General features: G+C 67.4%; 13 protein-coding genes, 1 tRNA gene and 2 riboswitches. Of the genes, 6 read left to right on the top strand and 8 right to left on the bottom strand.

Annotated elements, in window-relative coordinates; translation table 11 throughout:
- Positions 1–75: 75 nt before the first annotated feature.
- A riboswitch (cyclic di-AMP (ydaO/yuaA leader) is annotated at positions 76–317 on the top strand.
- 6 nt (positions 318–323) lie between these two features.
- From AB4Y75_RS10130 to AB4Y75_RS10115, 4 genes are all read left to right on the top strand, one after another.
- Positions 324–1,145 carry a M23 family metallopeptidase gene (locus AB4Y75_RS10130; RefSeq protein WP_441435736.1) on the top strand — a complete coding sequence of 274 codons (822 nt, stop codon included), beginning with the start codon at positions 324–326 and terminating at the stop codon, positions 1,143–1,145.
- 144 nt (positions 1,146–1,289) lie between these two features.
- Positions 1,290–1,446, top strand: a riboswitch (cyclic di-AMP (ydaO/yuaA leader).
- Positions 1,447–1,449: 3 nt separating this feature from the next.
- Positions 1,450–2,247, top strand: coding sequence for an NlpC/P60 family protein (locus AB4Y75_RS10125; protein WP_441435735.1), 798 nt, complete (start codon positions 1,450–1,452; stop codon positions 2,245–2,247).
- Between the two features lie 270 nt (positions 2,248–2,517).
- Positions 2,518–3,018 carry an HNH endonuclease gene (locus AB4Y75_RS10120; protein ID WP_441435734.1) on the top strand — a complete coding sequence of 167 codons (501 nt, stop codon included), beginning with the start codon at positions 2,518–2,520 and terminating at the stop codon, positions 3,016–3,018.
- Between the two features lie 267 nt (positions 3,019–3,285).
- The gene (locus AB4Y75_RS10115) at positions 3,286–4,665 is read left to right on the top strand and encodes a molybdopterin-binding protein (protein ID WP_441435733.1); all 1,380 of its coding nucleotides are present in this window, start codon (positions 3,286–3,288) and stop codon (positions 4,663–4,665) included.
- An 85-nt stretch (positions 4,666–4,750) separates the two neighbouring features.
- Here the strand turns inward: AB4Y75_RS10115 and AB4Y75_RS10110 are convergent, their stop codons facing one another.
- Positions 4,751–5,503, bottom strand: coding sequence for an aquaporin (locus AB4Y75_RS10110; protein WP_441435732.1), 753 nt, complete (start codon positions 5,501–5,503; stop codon positions 4,751–4,753).
- Positions 5,504–6,186: 683 nt separating this feature from the next.
- Here AB4Y75_RS10110 and AB4Y75_RS10105 point away from each other — a divergent pair.
- On the top strand, positions 6,187–8,148 hold the full coding sequence (locus AB4Y75_RS10105; protein ID WP_441435731.1) for an ABC transporter ATP-binding protein: 1,962 nt from the start codon (positions 6,187–6,189) through the stop codon (positions 8,146–8,148).
- Here the strand turns inward: AB4Y75_RS10105 and wecB are convergent.
- The 6 genes from wecB to AB4Y75_RS10075 all read right to left on the bottom strand — a co-directional run bounded on the left by wecB (position 8,110) and on the right by AB4Y75_RS10075 (position 14,225).
- Entirely contained in the window at positions 8,110–9,243 is a 1,134-nt protein-coding gene (gene wecB, locus AB4Y75_RS10100; RefSeq protein WP_441435783.1) for a non-hydrolyzing UDP-N-acetylglucosamine 2-epimerase, read from the bottom strand. The two genes, AB4Y75_RS10105 and wecB, sit on opposite strands and share 39 nt — an antisense overlap.
- Positions 9,244–9,477: 234 nt before the next feature.
- Positions 9,478–10,842 (bottom strand): copper amine oxidase, encoded by a 1,365-nt coding sequence (locus tag AB4Y75_RS10095; protein ID WP_441435730.1) that lies wholly within the window; start codon positions 10,840–10,842, stop codon positions 9,478–9,480.
- Positions 10,843–10,946: 104 nt separating this feature from the next.
- A complete protein-coding gene (locus AB4Y75_RS10090; RefSeq protein ID WP_441435729.1) occupies positions 10,947–12,503 on the bottom strand; it encodes a choice-of-anchor G family protein in 1,557 nt (518 codons plus the stop codon).
- Positions 12,504–12,946: 443 nt separating this feature from the next.
- Entirely contained in the window at positions 12,947–13,363 is a 417-nt protein-coding gene (locus tag AB4Y75_RS10085; protein WP_441435728.1) for an NUDIX hydrolase, read from the bottom strand.
- A 96-nt stretch (positions 13,364–13,459) separates the two neighbouring features.
- Positions 13,460–13,532 (bottom strand) — tRNA-Arg (locus AB4Y75_RS10080).
- 42 nt (positions 13,533–13,574) lie between these two features.
- Positions 13,575–14,225, bottom strand: coding sequence for a hypothetical protein (locus AB4Y75_RS10075; protein ID WP_441435727.1), 651 nt, complete (start codon positions 14,223–14,225; stop codon positions 13,575–13,577).
- A gap of 30 nt (positions 14,226–14,255) precedes the next feature.
- On the opposite strand from AB4Y75_RS10075, the gene AB4Y75_RS10070 reads away from it, so the two are divergent.
- A complete protein-coding gene (locus AB4Y75_RS10070) occupies positions 14,256–15,080 on the top strand; it encodes an inositol monophosphatase family protein (RefSeq protein WP_441435726.1) in 825 nt (274 codons plus the stop codon).
- A gap of 98 nt (positions 15,081–15,178) precedes the next feature.
- Here the strand turns inward: AB4Y75_RS10070 and AB4Y75_RS10065 are convergent, their stop codons facing one another.
- Positions 15,179–15,820, bottom strand: a complete 642-nt coding sequence (locus tag AB4Y75_RS10065; RefSeq protein WP_441435725.1) for a hypothetical protein — start codon at positions 15,818–15,820, stop codon at positions 15,179–15,181.
- Positions 15,821–15,946: the final 126 nt, after the last annotated feature.

Here is a 15,946-nt window from a genome sequence, read left to right as displayed (position 1 = left end):
TACTAGATAACGAATTTATTACTCTTGGGCCCGTTCGCGTATAGTGATGTCTCAGCGCTGAAACCTAAGCGTGACCTGTTTCGTACGCCGAGCTCTGCTGGCGAAACCAGGGTGTGAAGCATGACAGCAGAGGCGGGGGAACCATTTCCGGTGGCCTGGAATCAGGTCGCCTTGGGGTGAAGCCCGCGGCGGTGCTCGGAACTTTTCAGATGCGGCGCATGCCGTCCCCCTGGATCCCCGTGTGCCTCCGCAGGCCGGGCAGCTGACTCTCAGGCCCGAATCCGACAGCTAACTTCGAAGGCGCTATGAGAGGGAATGCATACGTGAGCAATGACAAGCTGCGCGGACGTCGTCGCGCGAGTGGTCCGGCACCCCAGGCCGGAGGTCCCGCCCGGACCGTTCTTCCGTCGACGCCTCGCAAGGCGAAGCGGCGGGGACCCCTGCAGCAGATCGCCGATCTGGCAGTCAAGAGCGGCGCCATTCACAAGGGCGGCCTCGCGCTCGCCGCAGGTGGGCTCGCTCTGACCGTCGCTTTCCCCGCCAGCACCGGCCCGCTGGCCGAAGCCGCAGGCCGTGATGGCACCCAGACCGCCGCGAGCATCAGCGCCAGCGGCGCCGTTCAGGCTCCCGTCACCGCCTCCACCGGCGCGAAGATCTCCTTCAGCCGCACCTCGGCCACCAGCACGCAGGACCCGGACGCCCGGCTGAAGGCTCTCATGAGCGCCCAGTCCGGCAAGGTCACCCCCTCCGCCGCGAAGGGCTCGCTCGGTTCGCCCCTGGCCTCCCTGACCGAGGCGTCGCCTTTCGGCTGGCGCATCAACCCGCTCGGTGGCCCCTCTGATTTCCACAGCGGTGAGGACTTCGTCGCCCAGTGCGGCACGCAGGTCATGGCCGCGGCGGCCGGCAAGGTCGTCTTCACCGGCTGGGTCGACACCGGCGGCGGAAACCGCGTCGTGGTCGATCACGGCAATGGTCTCGAGACCACCTACAACCACCTGAGCTCCTTCACCGTGCAGGTCGGACAGACCGTCCAGCGCGGCGATGTGGTGGCGCTCAGTGGAACCACCGGCGCCTCCACGGGCTGCCACCTGCACTTTGAAGTGATGGTCAACGGCCAGGTCGTCGACCCGTCCGGATGGCTCTGATCGAGAGCCATCTCTCAGTCTCACGGCGTGTTCCGTAACCTTAATGTGACATTCCGCCGAGACTCCTGTAATTTATAGATCGCGCCTCCTCGTAAGGGGAGGAGCCCTGGGTTGGATTGCCGAGCTCTGCCACCAACCGAGGTCCGTTCGTAACTACTTCGTCTGGCAGAGGCGGGGGAACCAATTCTGGCCTTGCTTGCAAGGCCTTGGGGTTAAGTCGTCAGGTCGCGAAAGCGGCGGACGGCCGGATGGCTCCCATCCGAATCCGACAGCTCACCTCGTAGGCATCGGGAGAGGCTTTTCCTTGTCTTTTGGCACTACCGCTGCGCGCCATCGCGCTAAGCAGGCACCCACCACTTCGATCCTTGAGATCTCCAAGGCAGTTTCGTCGAACGCAGGATCCATGGGCCGTCAGGCCGCTGTGATCGCAGCTGCTTCGGGCCTGGTTCTCACCAGCGGCATCGCCGCCAACGCAGCTGAGACCAGCGTTCAGCGCGACTCCTCCGCAGCCACCACCCTCGAGGTGAAGGCCGCTCCGCAGGCCGTGGCCGCATCCTCCACCGCCAAGCTCAGCTTCGTCCGCACCGCGGTCAAGACCGAGCCGGCTCCCGTGGTCGAGGCCCCCGTGGTCGAGGCACAGTCCAACACCGAGACGCAGACCAACACCGAGCAGGCCGCTCCGGCCACCGAGAACACCAACACCCAGGTGACCGGCTCGAACGTCGCGGCTGCCGCTCCGGCTCCCAAGACCATCAACACCGCTGCCGCTTCCGGCAAGGGTGCTGCGATCGCCGCTGCCGCTCTGGCTCAGCTGGGCGTCAACCAGGACTGCACCGCCCTGGTGTCCAACTCCCTGCGCGCCGTGGGAATCAACTTCCATGACTGGCCCGCCGGTTACCTTTCCCTGGGCCGCACGGTGTCCGCCGCTGAGGCTCAGCCGGGCGACGTCATCTACTACGCCGACGGTGGCGTCGGTGTGCCTCACGTGGCCGTCTACATCGGCAACGGCCAGGCCGTGCACGGCGGCTTCCTCGGCTACACCACCAAGGTGTACGACGCGTTCGTCGGCTCCGGCCCCGTCTTCATCCGCGTGGGTGGCTAAGACCACGGTCTGAACCGCCAGCCTCTCCCGCTGGAGATCTTCAGAAGGACCCCGCCTGTGTGGCGGGGTCCTTCTGCCGTTAAGCCGCGAAAGCTGTCGGAGGCCCCAACGACGGGTGAATTTTTCCTGCGACACGTCCGCAATATGGTCCAGGGCATCGCGCACGCGCCCGGGCGTGTTTAGGCTGGTTACGTCGATCCATAGCCCGGACACGCCGGGGGCAGCCGGCCCTCGTGCCCCTGCCGGGTGCGGCCGTGAAGAGGTATGTGCATGCGCACTCTCGTTCTGAATGCTGGATATGAACCGCTTGCGGTGGTGACCTTCCGCAGGGCGCTGGTCCTTGTGCTGGCTGGAAAGGCCAGTGTGGTCTCGGAGGGCGGCGAACCCGTCGTCGGCCCTCGCGAGGTCTTGGGGCGGCCCTCGGTCATCCTGCTGAACCGCTACATCAGACCCCGCCACAATGTGGTCTCCACGGTCAGCAGGAGAGGGGTCCTGCGCCGCGACGGGCATCGCTGCGGATACTGCGGTAAGGCCGCCCACACCATCGACCACATCCTGCCCCGGTCGCGTGGCGGACGGGACTCCTGGGAGAACCTCGTGGCGTGCTGCCTCAAGTGCAACAACACCAAAGGGGACCACACGCCGTCGGAGATGGGCTGGCATCTGAGATTCAGCCCCCGTCCGCCCGTGGGCACGGTCTGGCAGATCAAGGAACTGGAGAAGCCCACCCCGGAGTGGAGCGCCTTCCTTCCCGCGGAGGACGCGGCCTAGGAGGCCTCTCGCTGAGGGTACGGGCGGTGCGCCGGCCCGCACCGTGGATCAGACGTGCCCGGGTCGGCTCGCGCGTGACGACACGGCGGGGTTGAGGGCGGCAGCGGTCGGTCGCTCGTTCTAGGCTGGAGTCCGGGCCCGCGAGGGTGTTCGACAGCCGGGATGAGGCGCAGGGAGGCACTGGACGATGTCACGGACGCAACCGTGTGCGAGGAGCACGCCTCCGGGCATTCCGTCCGATGTGAAGCCGCGCGGGACCGTGCGGTCATGACGGAATCTCGCGAGGACGTCACAGCACGGTTGAACTGGGACGAGGCCCGGGCCCTGCTCGAGGAACGGGTGGAACCGCTCCCCGCCGTGCACGTCCCCCTGGCCCAGGCCGTCGGGCTGCTCGCGGCCGAGGACGTCGTGGCGGGGGCGGACCTTCCGGACGTGCCCCGTGCCTCGGTGGACGGGTGGGCCGTCAACGGCAGCCCGCCCTGGGTGATCGCGGAACCGGGGGAGCGACTGGCCGGGCGTCAGAGCAGCCGGGTGGAGAAGGGCCGGCCGCTGCCGCCCGGTGGCAAGGGCGTGCTGGCCCTCGACGACGCGCGGATCACCTTGGACTCCGAGGGCCTCGCCGTCGTCGAACGTTCGCCGCGGGCACGTCCCGGCGCGCCGCGCAACGGAGAGAACGTCATCCCGCCCGGACACGGGATCTCCGCCGGCGCCCCGTTGATGACGGGTGGTTCGGTGCTGAACCCGCTCCGTCTGGCGCTGCTGGCCGGTGCCGGCCTGGACACGGTCGCCGCCGTGCCGAGGCCCCGCGTGCAGCTCGTGCAGTCCGGGAGGTTGACGGCCCAGGGCCGTCCTGAGTGGGGTGAGGACCGGGATACGCTGGCGCCGGTGATGGCTCCGTTGCTGGACGCGTGGGGCGCCGTGGTCGAGCACCGGGCCCGTATCACCGGCACGGCGGCCGCGTGGCGCGCTGCGCTGGAGGAGGACGCCGACGGCGCGGCGGAGCCTGTCGACGTCGTGCTGACAGTCGGAGGGACCGGGCGCGGCGAGGAGGACCACTTGCGGGAGGCGCTGGAAGGCCTGGGCGTCGACTACCTGGTGGACGGCGTGTCCTGCGAGCCGATCCAGAGCGTCGTGGTCGGCGTCCTGCCGGACGGGCGATATGTGCTCGGCCTGCCGGGCACTCCGGGCGAGGCACTGACCGCGCTGGCGCTGCTCGGCGAGCCTCTTGTCGCCGCTCTCGGACGCCGCAGGATTGAGACCTTCCGGCCGGTGCCCGCCGGCCGTGCTCTGGAGCCCGAACTCCGTCCCACCCGCCTGGTTCCCGGCCGTACCATGTTCGGGATGGCGTCACCGTGTGGTCCGCAGCATGGTCTGGGGGAGTGGGCCGCGGCGCAGCTGCTGCTGGTGATTCCTCCCCACGGGGTCCGGATGGGTGAGGAGGTGCAGGCGCTTCCGCTGCCATGGGGCGACGACGGGTCCACGGCCGCGTCCGTCAAGGCGTCCGCGTCGCCGCCCCGCGCGGGGTCGTCCTCGCCGGAGCGGAAGACCGCAGCGAAGCCCGCACGCGGTTCCGGGCCCATCGACTGGGCGGCGCAGGACTGGGACTCGCTCAGGGGCCCCTCCGGACCGGACCGCGGCGATGCCTGACCCCGCTGAGCGCCCCTAGGAACGACGAAGGCGGTGCCGCGCAGCACGACGCTGTGGCGGCACCGCCATCCCAGGGGCGGGGGTCTTAAGCGGTTTCGCCTTCGAACAGTGTCTTGTGAGCGAAACCGGCGATCAGGCCGCCGACGATCGGCGCGACGATCGAGGCCCAGAGCTGCGAGAGCGCGGCCGGTCCTCCGTAGATGGCGGTGGCGAGGGAACGCACCGGGTTGAAGGAGCCGTTCGTGACCGGGATGGCCAGGAGCGCGATGACGACCAGCGTGAATCCGATGGCCAGCGGGGCCAGTCGACCCGCTCCTCGCTTGCCGGTGACCGCCAGGATGACCGTCACGAAGAGAGCGGTGGCCACGATCTCGGTGATGAAGAATGACGTCGCGTTGTAGCCGCCCGGCGAGAGTTCACCCCAGCCGGTGGAGGCGAATCCGCCCTTCTGCGCGGCGGCGAGGGCACCGTCCTTGCCGCCGGCCAGGATGGCCACGAGTGCTGTCGCCCCGAGGACACCGCCGATCACCTGGGCCACGAGGTACCCTGCGACATCCTTCCAGGCGAAGCGCCCGGCGGCCGCGAGCCCGAGCGTCACCGCCGGGTTGAAGTGGCCTCCGGAGATCGGGCCGAACGCGAAGGCGCCGATGATCACGGAGAGGCCCAGGGCCAGGGCGACACCCAGGAAACCGACGTTCAGACCGCCCTCGCCGGCAGCGAATCCGGCCGTGAAGAGGGCGGTGCCGATCACACCGAAGACCAGGAAGAAGGTGCCGGCGATTTCGGCTCCGAGCGTGGCGGCCCTGGAGGGAGCAGCAGTCGTCATTGACTCAGACATGTGTTCTCTTTCGAGTAATTCAAAATTAGGGGCGGGTAACATCCTCATCGTAGGGAGCGCCGTCGTCCGGACCAATAATCACCGTCGGGCGAAGCCCTCTATCGGCGTAAGCGCGCAGATGTGACTGTTCGGCCGTGGGCCTGACGCGTCTGCGAGGGTGGGGGATGGGTAGGTGACGATCTGACGTCAAACAGGTCACAGGCTTGTTTTCGGTGTGACGAGTGAAAGCCGGCGCGAGGCCTTTCCGGCGGGAAAAGCGGCTTTAAAAGGCTGAGCGGTGGCGAACCCCCCGGTTCGCCGCCGCTCATCCCCCCAATGTGTGAGCGCCTCCCCAGACGCCACGATCACACGTTTTCCATTATCCCAGGTTCTGTACAAAACACATCCGTGATCAGATCACCGTTTGGTAAAGGTTCGCGTGCTGACTACTTTGTCATCGGCTCTCAGGGAGCGATGCCCGACGAATCCACCCGCCCAGAACCACCGGCCAGGCCTGGCTGGGTCTTTGCGTCACCTCGCCGCGCTCTGTTAGAGTTTTTGCCCGGAGCCCGCCGCGCCGGATACCCCCCAAGTCCGGAGCGGCGGGCTTTTCCATGTGCCGGAAAGGTCTTGCCACGCGGTCCGCGAACGGTCCGGTGTGGCGCGGAGCCCGGCCTGCGGATCAAGTCCGAGGAGGACAGACCATGAGTATGGACCGTGCGGCGATGAGCTCCCTGTACAACCTTTCCCGTGCGCAGGAGGGCAGGCGTCCTTTCTCCCGGGAGACCATCCGCCGTGTTCTCGCCTTCGCCGTCCCGCATCGTGCGCGCTTGGTCGGGTTCATCCTGCTTTCCGTGGTGGCCGCCTTCCTGGCGGTGGCCACGCCCCTGCTGGCAGGCCAGGTGGTCGATGCGATCGTGGCGGGCAGGAACGTGGACCTCGTCGTGCGGCTGGCCGTGCTGATCGCGGTCGTCGCCGTGGCGGAAGCCGGGGTGGGTCTGCTGGTCCGCTGGTTCTCCGCGACCATCGGTGAGGACGTGATCCTGGATCTCCGCACGGCCGTGTTCGACCATGTGCAGCGGATGCCGGTGGCATTCTTCACCAGGACTCGCACCGGGGCGTTGGTCAGCCGGCTGAACAACGACGTGGTCGGCGCCCAGGCGGCTTTCGCCGGAACGCTGTCCTCCGTGGTGAGCAACCTGGTGTCCCTGACGCTGACCCTGGTGGTCATGCTCGACAAGTCCTGGCTCGTCACTCTCCTCGCCTTGGTGCTGCTGCCGCTCTTCCTGGTGCCTGCCCGTCTGATGGGAGGCCGGCTGGCCGCGCTGCGGCGTGAGGCCGCCAGCCAGAACGCCTCGATGGGCACTCAGATGACGGAGCGCTTCTCCGCTCCCGGGGCCACTCTCATCAAGCTGTTCGGCCGCCCCGCGGACGAATCCCGGGAGTTCGAGGTCCGCGCCCACCGGGTGCGGGACATCGGCGTCCGGACGGCGATGCTCCAGTTCACGTTCGTCACGAGCCTCACGCTCGTCTCGGCGCTGGCGCTGGCCCTCGTCTACGGCGTCGGCGGCTGGCTGGCCCTGCACGGCACGCTGGGCGCGGGCGACGTCGTCGTGCTGGCACTGCTGCTGACGCGGCTGTACGTGCCGCTCACCGGGCTCAGCAACGCGCGCGTCGAGATCATGAGCGCCTTGGTGAGTTTCGAGCGGGTCTTCGAGGTCCTCGATCTCCGCCCGATCATTCAGGAGATCGAGCAGCCGCGCACCCTTCCCGCGGGCCCGCTCGCGGTGGAGTTCCGGGATGTCCGCTTCTCCTACCCCTCGGCGGAGCAGGTCTCCCTCGCTTCCCTGGAGGATGTGGCGGTGCTGGACTCGCGCGGTGGCGAAGAGGTGCTGCATGGCCTGAGCTTCCGCGCGGAGCCGGGGCAGACGGTGGCCTTGGTCGGGTCGTCCGGGGCGGGCAAGTCCACGGTGGCTCAGCTGCTGGCCCGGCTGTACGACGTCGACTCGGGCGCGGTGCTTCTGGGTGGCGCCGAGGCGGGGGACGGCGTCGACGTCCGCGAGCTGAGTTTCGACTCGCTCCGGCAGGGCGTCGGCATGGTGACGCAGGACGGCCATCTGTTCCACGAGACCATCGGGTCGAATCTGCGGTTGCCGCGACCGGAGGCGAGCGACGATGAGCTCTGGGACGCCCTCCGGCAAGCTCGCCTGGAGGACATGGTCCGTTCCCTGCCCGACGGCCTGGACACGGTGGTGGGGGAGCGGGGCTACCGGCTCTCCGGCGGTGAGCGTCAGCGCCTGACGATCGCGCGGCTCCTGGTGGCCGGTCCACGGGTCGTCATTCTCGACGAGGCCACCGCCGCGCTGGACTCCGCGAACGAAGCCGCCGTCCAGGAGGCGCTGGCGGCGGCCCTGAGCGGGCGGACCGCCGTGGTCATCGCGCACCGGCTCTCCACCATCCGGGACGCGGATCAGATCCTGGTGGTCGAAGGCGGGCGGATCGTGGAGCGCGGCACGCACACCGAACTGCTGGGTGCGGGACGGCGTTACGCCGAGCTGTACACCACGCAGTTCGCCGAGGCGCATGAGGCCCTGACCGAAGCGGGTCAGGACCTCACGGCTTCGCCGTCAGACGACGGGGAGGGCGGTCTCGCGGCCGAGAAGTGACCGGGAGCGCTCAGCGATCTGGCGACTGGCGGTGCCGTCGCCATACGGGGAGGGCCTGTCTCTCAACGCGTCGCTCCACGACGTGTCCGCCAGGGCTGCCGAAATTTCGGACGCAAGGTCCAGGTCAGGAGTGATCAGGCGGGAGAAGCCGGCATCAATGGATTCCGGACGCTCAGTTGAGCGACGGACCACGAGGAGGGGCTTTTTGAGCACGGTGACTTCCTCCTGCACGCCGCCAGAATCCGAGACGAGCAGACGTGCATGCGATGCCAGCTCCAGGAAATCGGCGTGGCCCACGCCCGTGAGGACTTCGAACCCGTCCAGGTAGCGCTGAAGGCCGAAACGTTCCACTGCTGCCGCAGTTCGGGGGTGGAGCGTGAAGACGACATTGCACCCGACAGTGGACAACGCGGAGACCACCCGTTCCAGTGACTCCGCGGTGTCGGTGTTTTCGGGACGGTGGATCGTCACCAGGACATAACCCTCCTGGAGCGCTTTTTCGCTCACCAGGTCCTGGACTTCGCGATGAGGAAGTTCTCGTGCCAGGAGCGTCGCCTCCACGACGGTGTTCCCGGTGATCAGGACGCGGGACGGCTCGATGCCTTCGCGAAGCAGATTCTCCGCGTTCTGTGGAGTGGCCGCGCAATGCAGATCCGCGATGGCCCCGACCACGAGGCGGTTGATCTCTTCCGGCATGGCACGGTCATGGGACCGCAGACCTGCCTCGACGTGCACCACGGGGACATCCAGATAGTTGGCAGCCTGGGCGCCGATCGTGGTGCTGTTGGTGTCTCCCTGCACGATCACTGCGGTGACGGGATGGTCCTGGAAGTGAGCCGCCAGTTCGGAGATGCCGTTTCCCACCTGAAGGCCACGGATCTGGCCCTCCACGGTTTCGAGCCGCACATCGGGTTCTCCGATGCCGAGATCCCGGAAGAACTTACCGGCCATGTCGTCATCCCAGTGCTGACCGGTGTGAACCGTGCGGGCGCGTGGGCCGAGGTGACGGATGATCCCTGCGAGTTTGATGATTTCGGGCCGGGTACCCAGCACGACGGCGATATCCCCCAGGTCCGGTGCGGGAACGTTGAGCACAGCCAAGATGCCCTCCTCAAATGAGCTGTCGAGGAAGTGGTGCCTGTGCAAGGCATGGCCAAGCGATCCCGTCTTCCCCTCACGACGAGTGATGAGCCGCGGCCACCTCAGCGGCCGGACAGCTTCATGGTATCGGATGCCTGGAGCGGCAGGGCTGTGAACGGGAGGCGTTGAGGTATATGACTTTCAGACCCGCGGTCTTGACGGCTCAGCGCTCTGATTCAGAGGCGGAGGTCATGGCTTCCCGTTCACGGTGGAGCGTTCCGGGGGCGTGAGCGGATTCTGGCTGAACGCGTCCCGGGGCTGGAGGGAGAATCCCTGCCAATGCACGTCCATCGGGCTCTGGTCCTCGTCTCGGGGCACGTGGTGATAGGACACCGCCACCCAGGAGACCACGTCGCTGAGCTTCTCCCCGGAGAGGAACTGCGGTATCCCTGAGCTGGGGCATCCGGCGGACAGGTTCTGCGTGGCGTAGCGTTCGCAGTCCCTGAATTGCGTGAAGGCCACGTCGTAACCGAACGCGGCGTCTCCCGCGCCGGGTCCGTCCTGTCCGGCGTGATCACCGTGGCTGTGCGGTGTGTACCCGTCGCTCTGGTCCAGCTGGATGCGGTACGAGATCTGATGTCCGTCCGGGTTCTTCCCGTCACCCAGAACCCGCCACCAGCGACGGTCATCGCGGAGCCTCTGCGTCTCGGTGGGCAGCGGGGTGAAGGTCCCGTTCACGATCGCCGCGTCCTTGCCCCGCTGCCCCGTGAAGTCGGCGTTGTACTCCTGGACGCTCTGCGGGCCCGGCAGTCCCCAGTGGATCCGCCAGACGGCGTTGTGGCTGTGGCTCGTGGCAGCTTCGGCGCCGCCCGGACCGACGGGCGAACCGTGGGCGGCGTCGTGCGAGTAATCCTCGGGGGAGAGATCGCCCGTGGCGCCGAGACGGGGCGTGATGCTCCCGTCCTCGCCGAAGCTGTACAGGGAGAGGTATTCGTACCAGCCGACCACGGAGAGCGTGCTGATCTCGAAGGACCGCCCGCGCTGGGCCACCGGGCTTCCGGTGTACTCGCTGCGGCGGCCCAGGCCGGCGTCGACCTCTTCCGTGCAGAGCACCTCACGGGTCTCCGAGCCGCCCACGGCTCCCGTCCCGAAGTCCGGCAGGGTCGCGGCGATCCGGGAGCCGGCGCATTCGGCGGAACCGAGCGTCTTCATGTTGCGGCCACCGAATCCGTGCTCGGTGATGTCCTTGGTGGTGCGTACTCCGGTGTCATACGGGACCTCCAGCTGCGAGAGCGAGATCTCCCCGAGCACGGGAAGAGGCTCCTTGCCCGGAGCCGTGTAGGTCACCCGGGTGAGCGTGAGCCCCTGCTGGGGGTCGATGCTCCAGCACATGGTCCAGGAGCTGCCGGCGGGGAACCGGTGGCTGAGCGCTGTGGCGCCGTCTCCGCAGTCCTGTGCTGCCGGAGCACCTTCCGTCTGGGCGGACGACGGCGGCGCAGGGTCCGCGGCGGCGGTCCGGCCGGGTGCCGCGAGAGTTCCCCCGGCCCACCCGCCGAGGAAGACGAGTGCGGCGACGGCCAGGGCGAGAAGGATCTTGTTCCTCCGGGTCAACATTCCTCCAGGAAGGGTCTGCGGCGGGGCCGGCGGGGCGCCGGTGGCGGACACGCCGAGGGTGCGCCGTCCGGGAACGGCACACCCTCGGGTCAGGCAGGAGCTGGTCAGCAGCCGGCCGGGGTCGCTTTCGTGGTGGACTTGCCCAGGTCCAGACGTGCGCCGTCGGCGGACTTCAGGAAGGACAGACTCAGAGCCGAGAGCGAGTGCGAGCTGGGCACCGGGGTGCCGCCCGCCGGGGTGCAGGTTGCGGTGCTCTGGCTGTTGACCTTGACCGACACCACCTGCGTGGCGGCGGTGAAGACCGGCTGGAGCATGTTCACCACGGTGGAGGTGAATCCGAACTTGATCTGGTTGATCAGCAGATCGAACACCCCGTCACCGCCGTTCGCGATCACCAGGTTGTAGACCGGACGGAAGACCGTGCCGACCACATTGGCCGACTTGGCGAGGGTGGTCACCAGGGTGCCCACCAGACTGCCGAGCAGGCCGCTGCTGTTGTTGACCGGGGCGGGGAGCGTGCCCGTCGCAGCCTGCTTCAGGGTGAAGCTCCAGCTGATGTTCAGCCCGTTGGGGCTCAGGAGCAGCGGGCCCACCCAGCTGAGCTTGATCTTGACGGCGTCGAGCGAGTTCTCCACGGCGCCGACCGCGATGTTGGTGGCGTCATGCATCAGATCGTGAACCGTCTGGGCGATCAGCGGGTAATCCTTGGAGTCGATGAGCTCCTTGTTCGGGCTCTGGGAGTTCAGCCCGCCGGACGCGAGCTGATCCAGGTGGACCTTGACCGTCCCGGTGGACAGGTCGACGGTGACGAGCTTGTTCTTGGACGTGAGCGGCTGAGCCAGCAGCTTCGCGAAAACCTTGTCACGGGTGTTGCTCTGGACGGTCATCGTGGGCGTGGGGAGCACGACGCCGAGCAGGCCGTTGAGCTTGTTCAGCGGGATGCCCTGGTTGACGATCTGCTCGATCTTGCGGTCCACCGCACCCAGGCCGTTGTACAGCTGGGAGGCCGCGTTCTTCACGGCGGAGGACTTGACCGTCACGTCCGCCTGACCCACACGGTAGCGGCCCGGGCCGCCGACTCCGTCCGGATCCTGCAGACGGCCGTTGACGAAGCTGGTCTCCGACGCGAAGGCACCGAGGTCCAGCGTCACACTGTCCACGAGCCCGGCGGGGATGGTCGATCCGGCGCCGGCCTTGATCAGATCGATGTGAGCGGCCTGGGACGGGTCGCCGGTGGTCGGGAACGTGAAGTTCTCCCCGAGCGCCCCTGATGCGCCGCGGGAGTTGAGGGCGGAACTCGCCTGGCTGATGCTGGTCAGCAGACCGCCGGAGTCCAGCCTGACGAAGCTGGAGAGAGCCACGGATGAACCCCCGATGTTCGTGCTGGCGGATCCGAGCTGCACGTCGTTCGGAATGTAGCCGTAATTGGGGCCGGGGTTGGACGGGTAGGCGGCGGAGCTGCCGCCCCAGGTCACGGCGTTCTTCCCTGTAAAGGACACCGAGACCGGAGCGGAGGAGGCCGTGGACGACGAGGGCGTGTCGGCCACTGCGGGGGAGAGCCCGGCACTCACGGTGGTGAGGGCCACGACGGCGGTGACGGCGCCGATGCGGCGTCCCTGTTGCCATCGCACGGAGGCGTGAGAGTGGAGTGATGAGGTCATGACAGATTCCTTAGGAGTGAATGAACGATGAGATTTCTCTCAAAGGATGTTGGAACTGACATCACAAACGTTGACATCTTGGTAAATCGGTGTCAATAAGTGTCCACATATATGGCGTTTTCAGAATGCCGGAGAGGTGCTCCGGATAGAAGCTTGGCGTCTTTCGGGCGTGCCGCTGAGCTGGGAGCATGCTCTTCGCGGTAGGGAAATTCCATTGAGTGGAATGGGATCGGACAATGGAGCGGAGGTTCTGTCACTCCGGAAAAGAACCCCTATTCAGCGCGCCCCGTGGGCACGTGGAAAGGCCCCGGATGCGCTGCGGCATCCGGGGCCTTTTCCTTGTGTGGCGAGAGTCAGCCGTGGCGTCCTTTGAGTTTTCGGGAATCCTCAGGTCCTGTGCGCCCCGTGGAGGATGGCCCGGGATACGTCCGGCGCGCGGTGTCTCAGCGAGATCCGCGCGCCTGGAGAAGGGTGGGGAGCACGTGTTCGGTCAGGAGAGGGGCGAGGTCCGCTGGCCACTCCCGGTCCAGATCGAGCCATCGGACAGCCTCGATCTCCGCGGCGGGGACGGCCTGCCAGGTGCCGGGCGCCGTGAAGACACTGGCCCTGATGACGGTGTTTTCCTCATTGGCCGCGGCGGCATCCCATGTGCCCAGGTGCTGAAGCTCGTCGGCGCCGATCCTGATGCCGACCTCCTCCTGGAGTTCCCGGGACGCGGCCTGGGCCGCGGACTCGCCGGGCTCGGGCTTCCCGCCAGGGTGCATGAACTTCTCCGTGCCGCGTTTGCGCACGGTCAGGAGCCGACCATCCTCGTCATAGACACAGACTGCGGACACGATGAGGAGGTGGGGTGAACTCATGGGTCAGTACCCTAGCAAGCCCGGATGAATGTGGGGCTGGAAAGCGCGGAACCGCGGCACGCGATGGCGTGCCGCGGTCCGGCGTCGAACGATGTGTGCCCTCGATTGGATTCGAACCAACGACACCGGCTTTAGGAGAGCCGTGCTCTATCCCCTGAGCTACGAGGGCGGGCGAACAACGCCTTTAAGCATACAAGCTCGGAGCAGGGCCCTAGGCCTGGGCCTTCCTCCGGCCGGGCAGCAGAACGACGACGGCGCCGATCAGACAGAGCACGAAAAGCGCCCAGCCTGCCACGACGAGGAAGGAGGCCCACGCGACCGCTCCTGCCGCAGGGGCGGCGGCCGAGAAGAGGGAGTCGATGGCGAAGTTGCCGACGATCCGGACCACCACGAACAGGCCCGTGAGGGACCAGAGCGCAGTGCGGAACCAGGAACGCGCGGTGTTGACGCCGATCAGCAGGGCCCAGGCCAGACCGAAGAGCAGGGGGAAGAGCATGCCCGCCGTCTTGTGCACCCAATTGAGCTGGCCACGCGCCGCATCGTCCATGGCTCCGCGCAGCTGATCGATGGCCGCCGCGTCGAAGCCGAACACTCGGGAGTCGGGCATGGCGAGGCCGCCGGTGAGCTGCGTCATCTGGGACAGGACCATCAGGTGGAAATACCAGAACATGAACAGCGCGGCGACCACCGCAGCGATGACCAGCATCTTCGCGTTCGACTGAGGCTGCTGGGCAGGCTGTCCCGGGGCGCGCTGCCCCAGAGCACGTTGCGCCGTCGGGTTGATGACGGGCGGGGGAGCGGTGTCCGGGACGTCGGCCCGGGAGCCGTGCTTCTTGATGCGCTGGGCTGGCGTTTTGGACATGTCCTCCATTATCGCGGATACGCTGGAGACATGAGCATTGGCCGCCACAGCACCGCCAACCCCGACCCTTCTCTGAGCGACGCCGCGCTGGCCGAAGTGCTGGTCCGGGAGGCCGGCACGCTGGCGCAGTTGATGCGGGCCGCCGGAGTCACGTCCCAGCGGAAGACGAACGTCGCCGATGTGGTGACCGAGGCCGATCGTGCGGCCGAGACGTACATCGTCGAGCAGCTCCGCCGCTGCCGTCCGGAGGACGGGATCCTCGGGGAGGAAGGCTCGTCCCATCCCTCGTTGAGCGGCCGCACCTGGATCATCGACCCCGTGGACGGCACGTACAACTTCCTGCGGGGTTCCACCTACTGGTGCTCCGCCGTCGCGCTCGTGGCCGAGGGGGACGGTGAGCGCCGTCCGCTCCTCGGCGCGGTCTACCAGCCGGAGGAGGACAAGCTGTGGCTCGGGGGCGAGGGGCGCGCGGCCACGCTCAACGGCCTCGCGCTGAGCGGGCCGGCCGGCAAGGACCTGGCCGAGTCGAGCGCCGCGACGTACATCCATCCCACCTGGCTGCAGGACCCTCTCTGCGCGATGCCGTGGCACGCGGCCGCCGTGGGGGCGGCGTCCCTGAGGATGCTGGGCTCCGGATCCTGTGATCTGGCCCGCGTGGCCCAGGGCGAGCTCGATTGCTGGTTCCAGCACTCCTGCCCCGAGTGGGACTGGTTCCCGGGAGCCGCGCTCGTGCTGGCTTCCGGTGGCGCCGTGGACGTCGTGTCCGTCAACGGTCTTCGGTGGTTCCTGGCCGGAAGCGCGACGGCGGTGGCACAGCTGCGTGCCGCGATGCTCAGCACGCACATGGGCGGCTGAGCGGGCGGTCTCGGCGGCGGGACGTCTTGCTCGTTCCCCTTGACGGCCAGAGGGCCCCAGGCGAATGCCTGGGGCCCTCTGTGTGCAACCCGATCGGCTTACGGGACGGGAGTCGCCGTGGCCGTGTAGTTGAGGGTGCCGACGCCGTTACCGACCAGCGGGACGTTCGCGACGATGCCGGTGGCGAGGCCGCTCAGGTTCCAGGTCAGCGTCACCGGGCAGGTGATCTGCAGCAGCGAGGGCAGGCCCACGAGAATGACGTTCACCGTGGCCGAGATCTGAACCGGGTGCACCTTGCTGTTGTCGCCGAGGATGTAGGTGCCGTTCGGGATGTTGATCCCGCTGAACAGCCAGGTCCCGGGAAGCACGCCGATCTGGCCGAAGGTGCCGGTGGCGGTGCCGAGGCCCGATCCGGCGTAGGTGCTGCCGTCGCTCATGGTCAGAGTGGCGGAGGTGATGATCGAGGTGTAGGCCGGCTGGAACAGCGTGAGATCACAGCTGCTGGAATCCATGCCGAACAGGCCGGCGAAGGCCAGCGTGCCCTTGTTGTTGGCCACTACGATCTGGGTGGTGGTCACACCGCCGAGCAGGACGCCCGGCTTGATGCAGGTGGGGCAGACCGGTCCTCCGGAAGCGGCCGCTGCGGGGGTGCCGATGGCCGCAGCCAGCACCGGAGTAGCCCAGGCGGCGCCGCGGAGAACCCGGCGTCGCTCAATGGACTTGTTCGTCTCATTACTCATTATTGGCTCCTGGAAGATGCGTGTGATGAGCCGGATCCCTAATTCCGGCTTCTAGAGAGTTGTATCACGATGTCAGCGTCACTTGTCAATCAATTAAAACTCTGCGACAGATAGTCATACTTATTT

It is taken from the genome of Arthrobacter sp. RAF14, from assembly GCF_052114185.1.
Taxonomy (GTDB): Bacteria; Actinomycetota; Actinomycetes; order Actinomycetales; family Micrococcaceae; genus Arthrobacter_E.
This window is presented reverse-complemented; position numbering and strand designations above follow the sequence as displayed.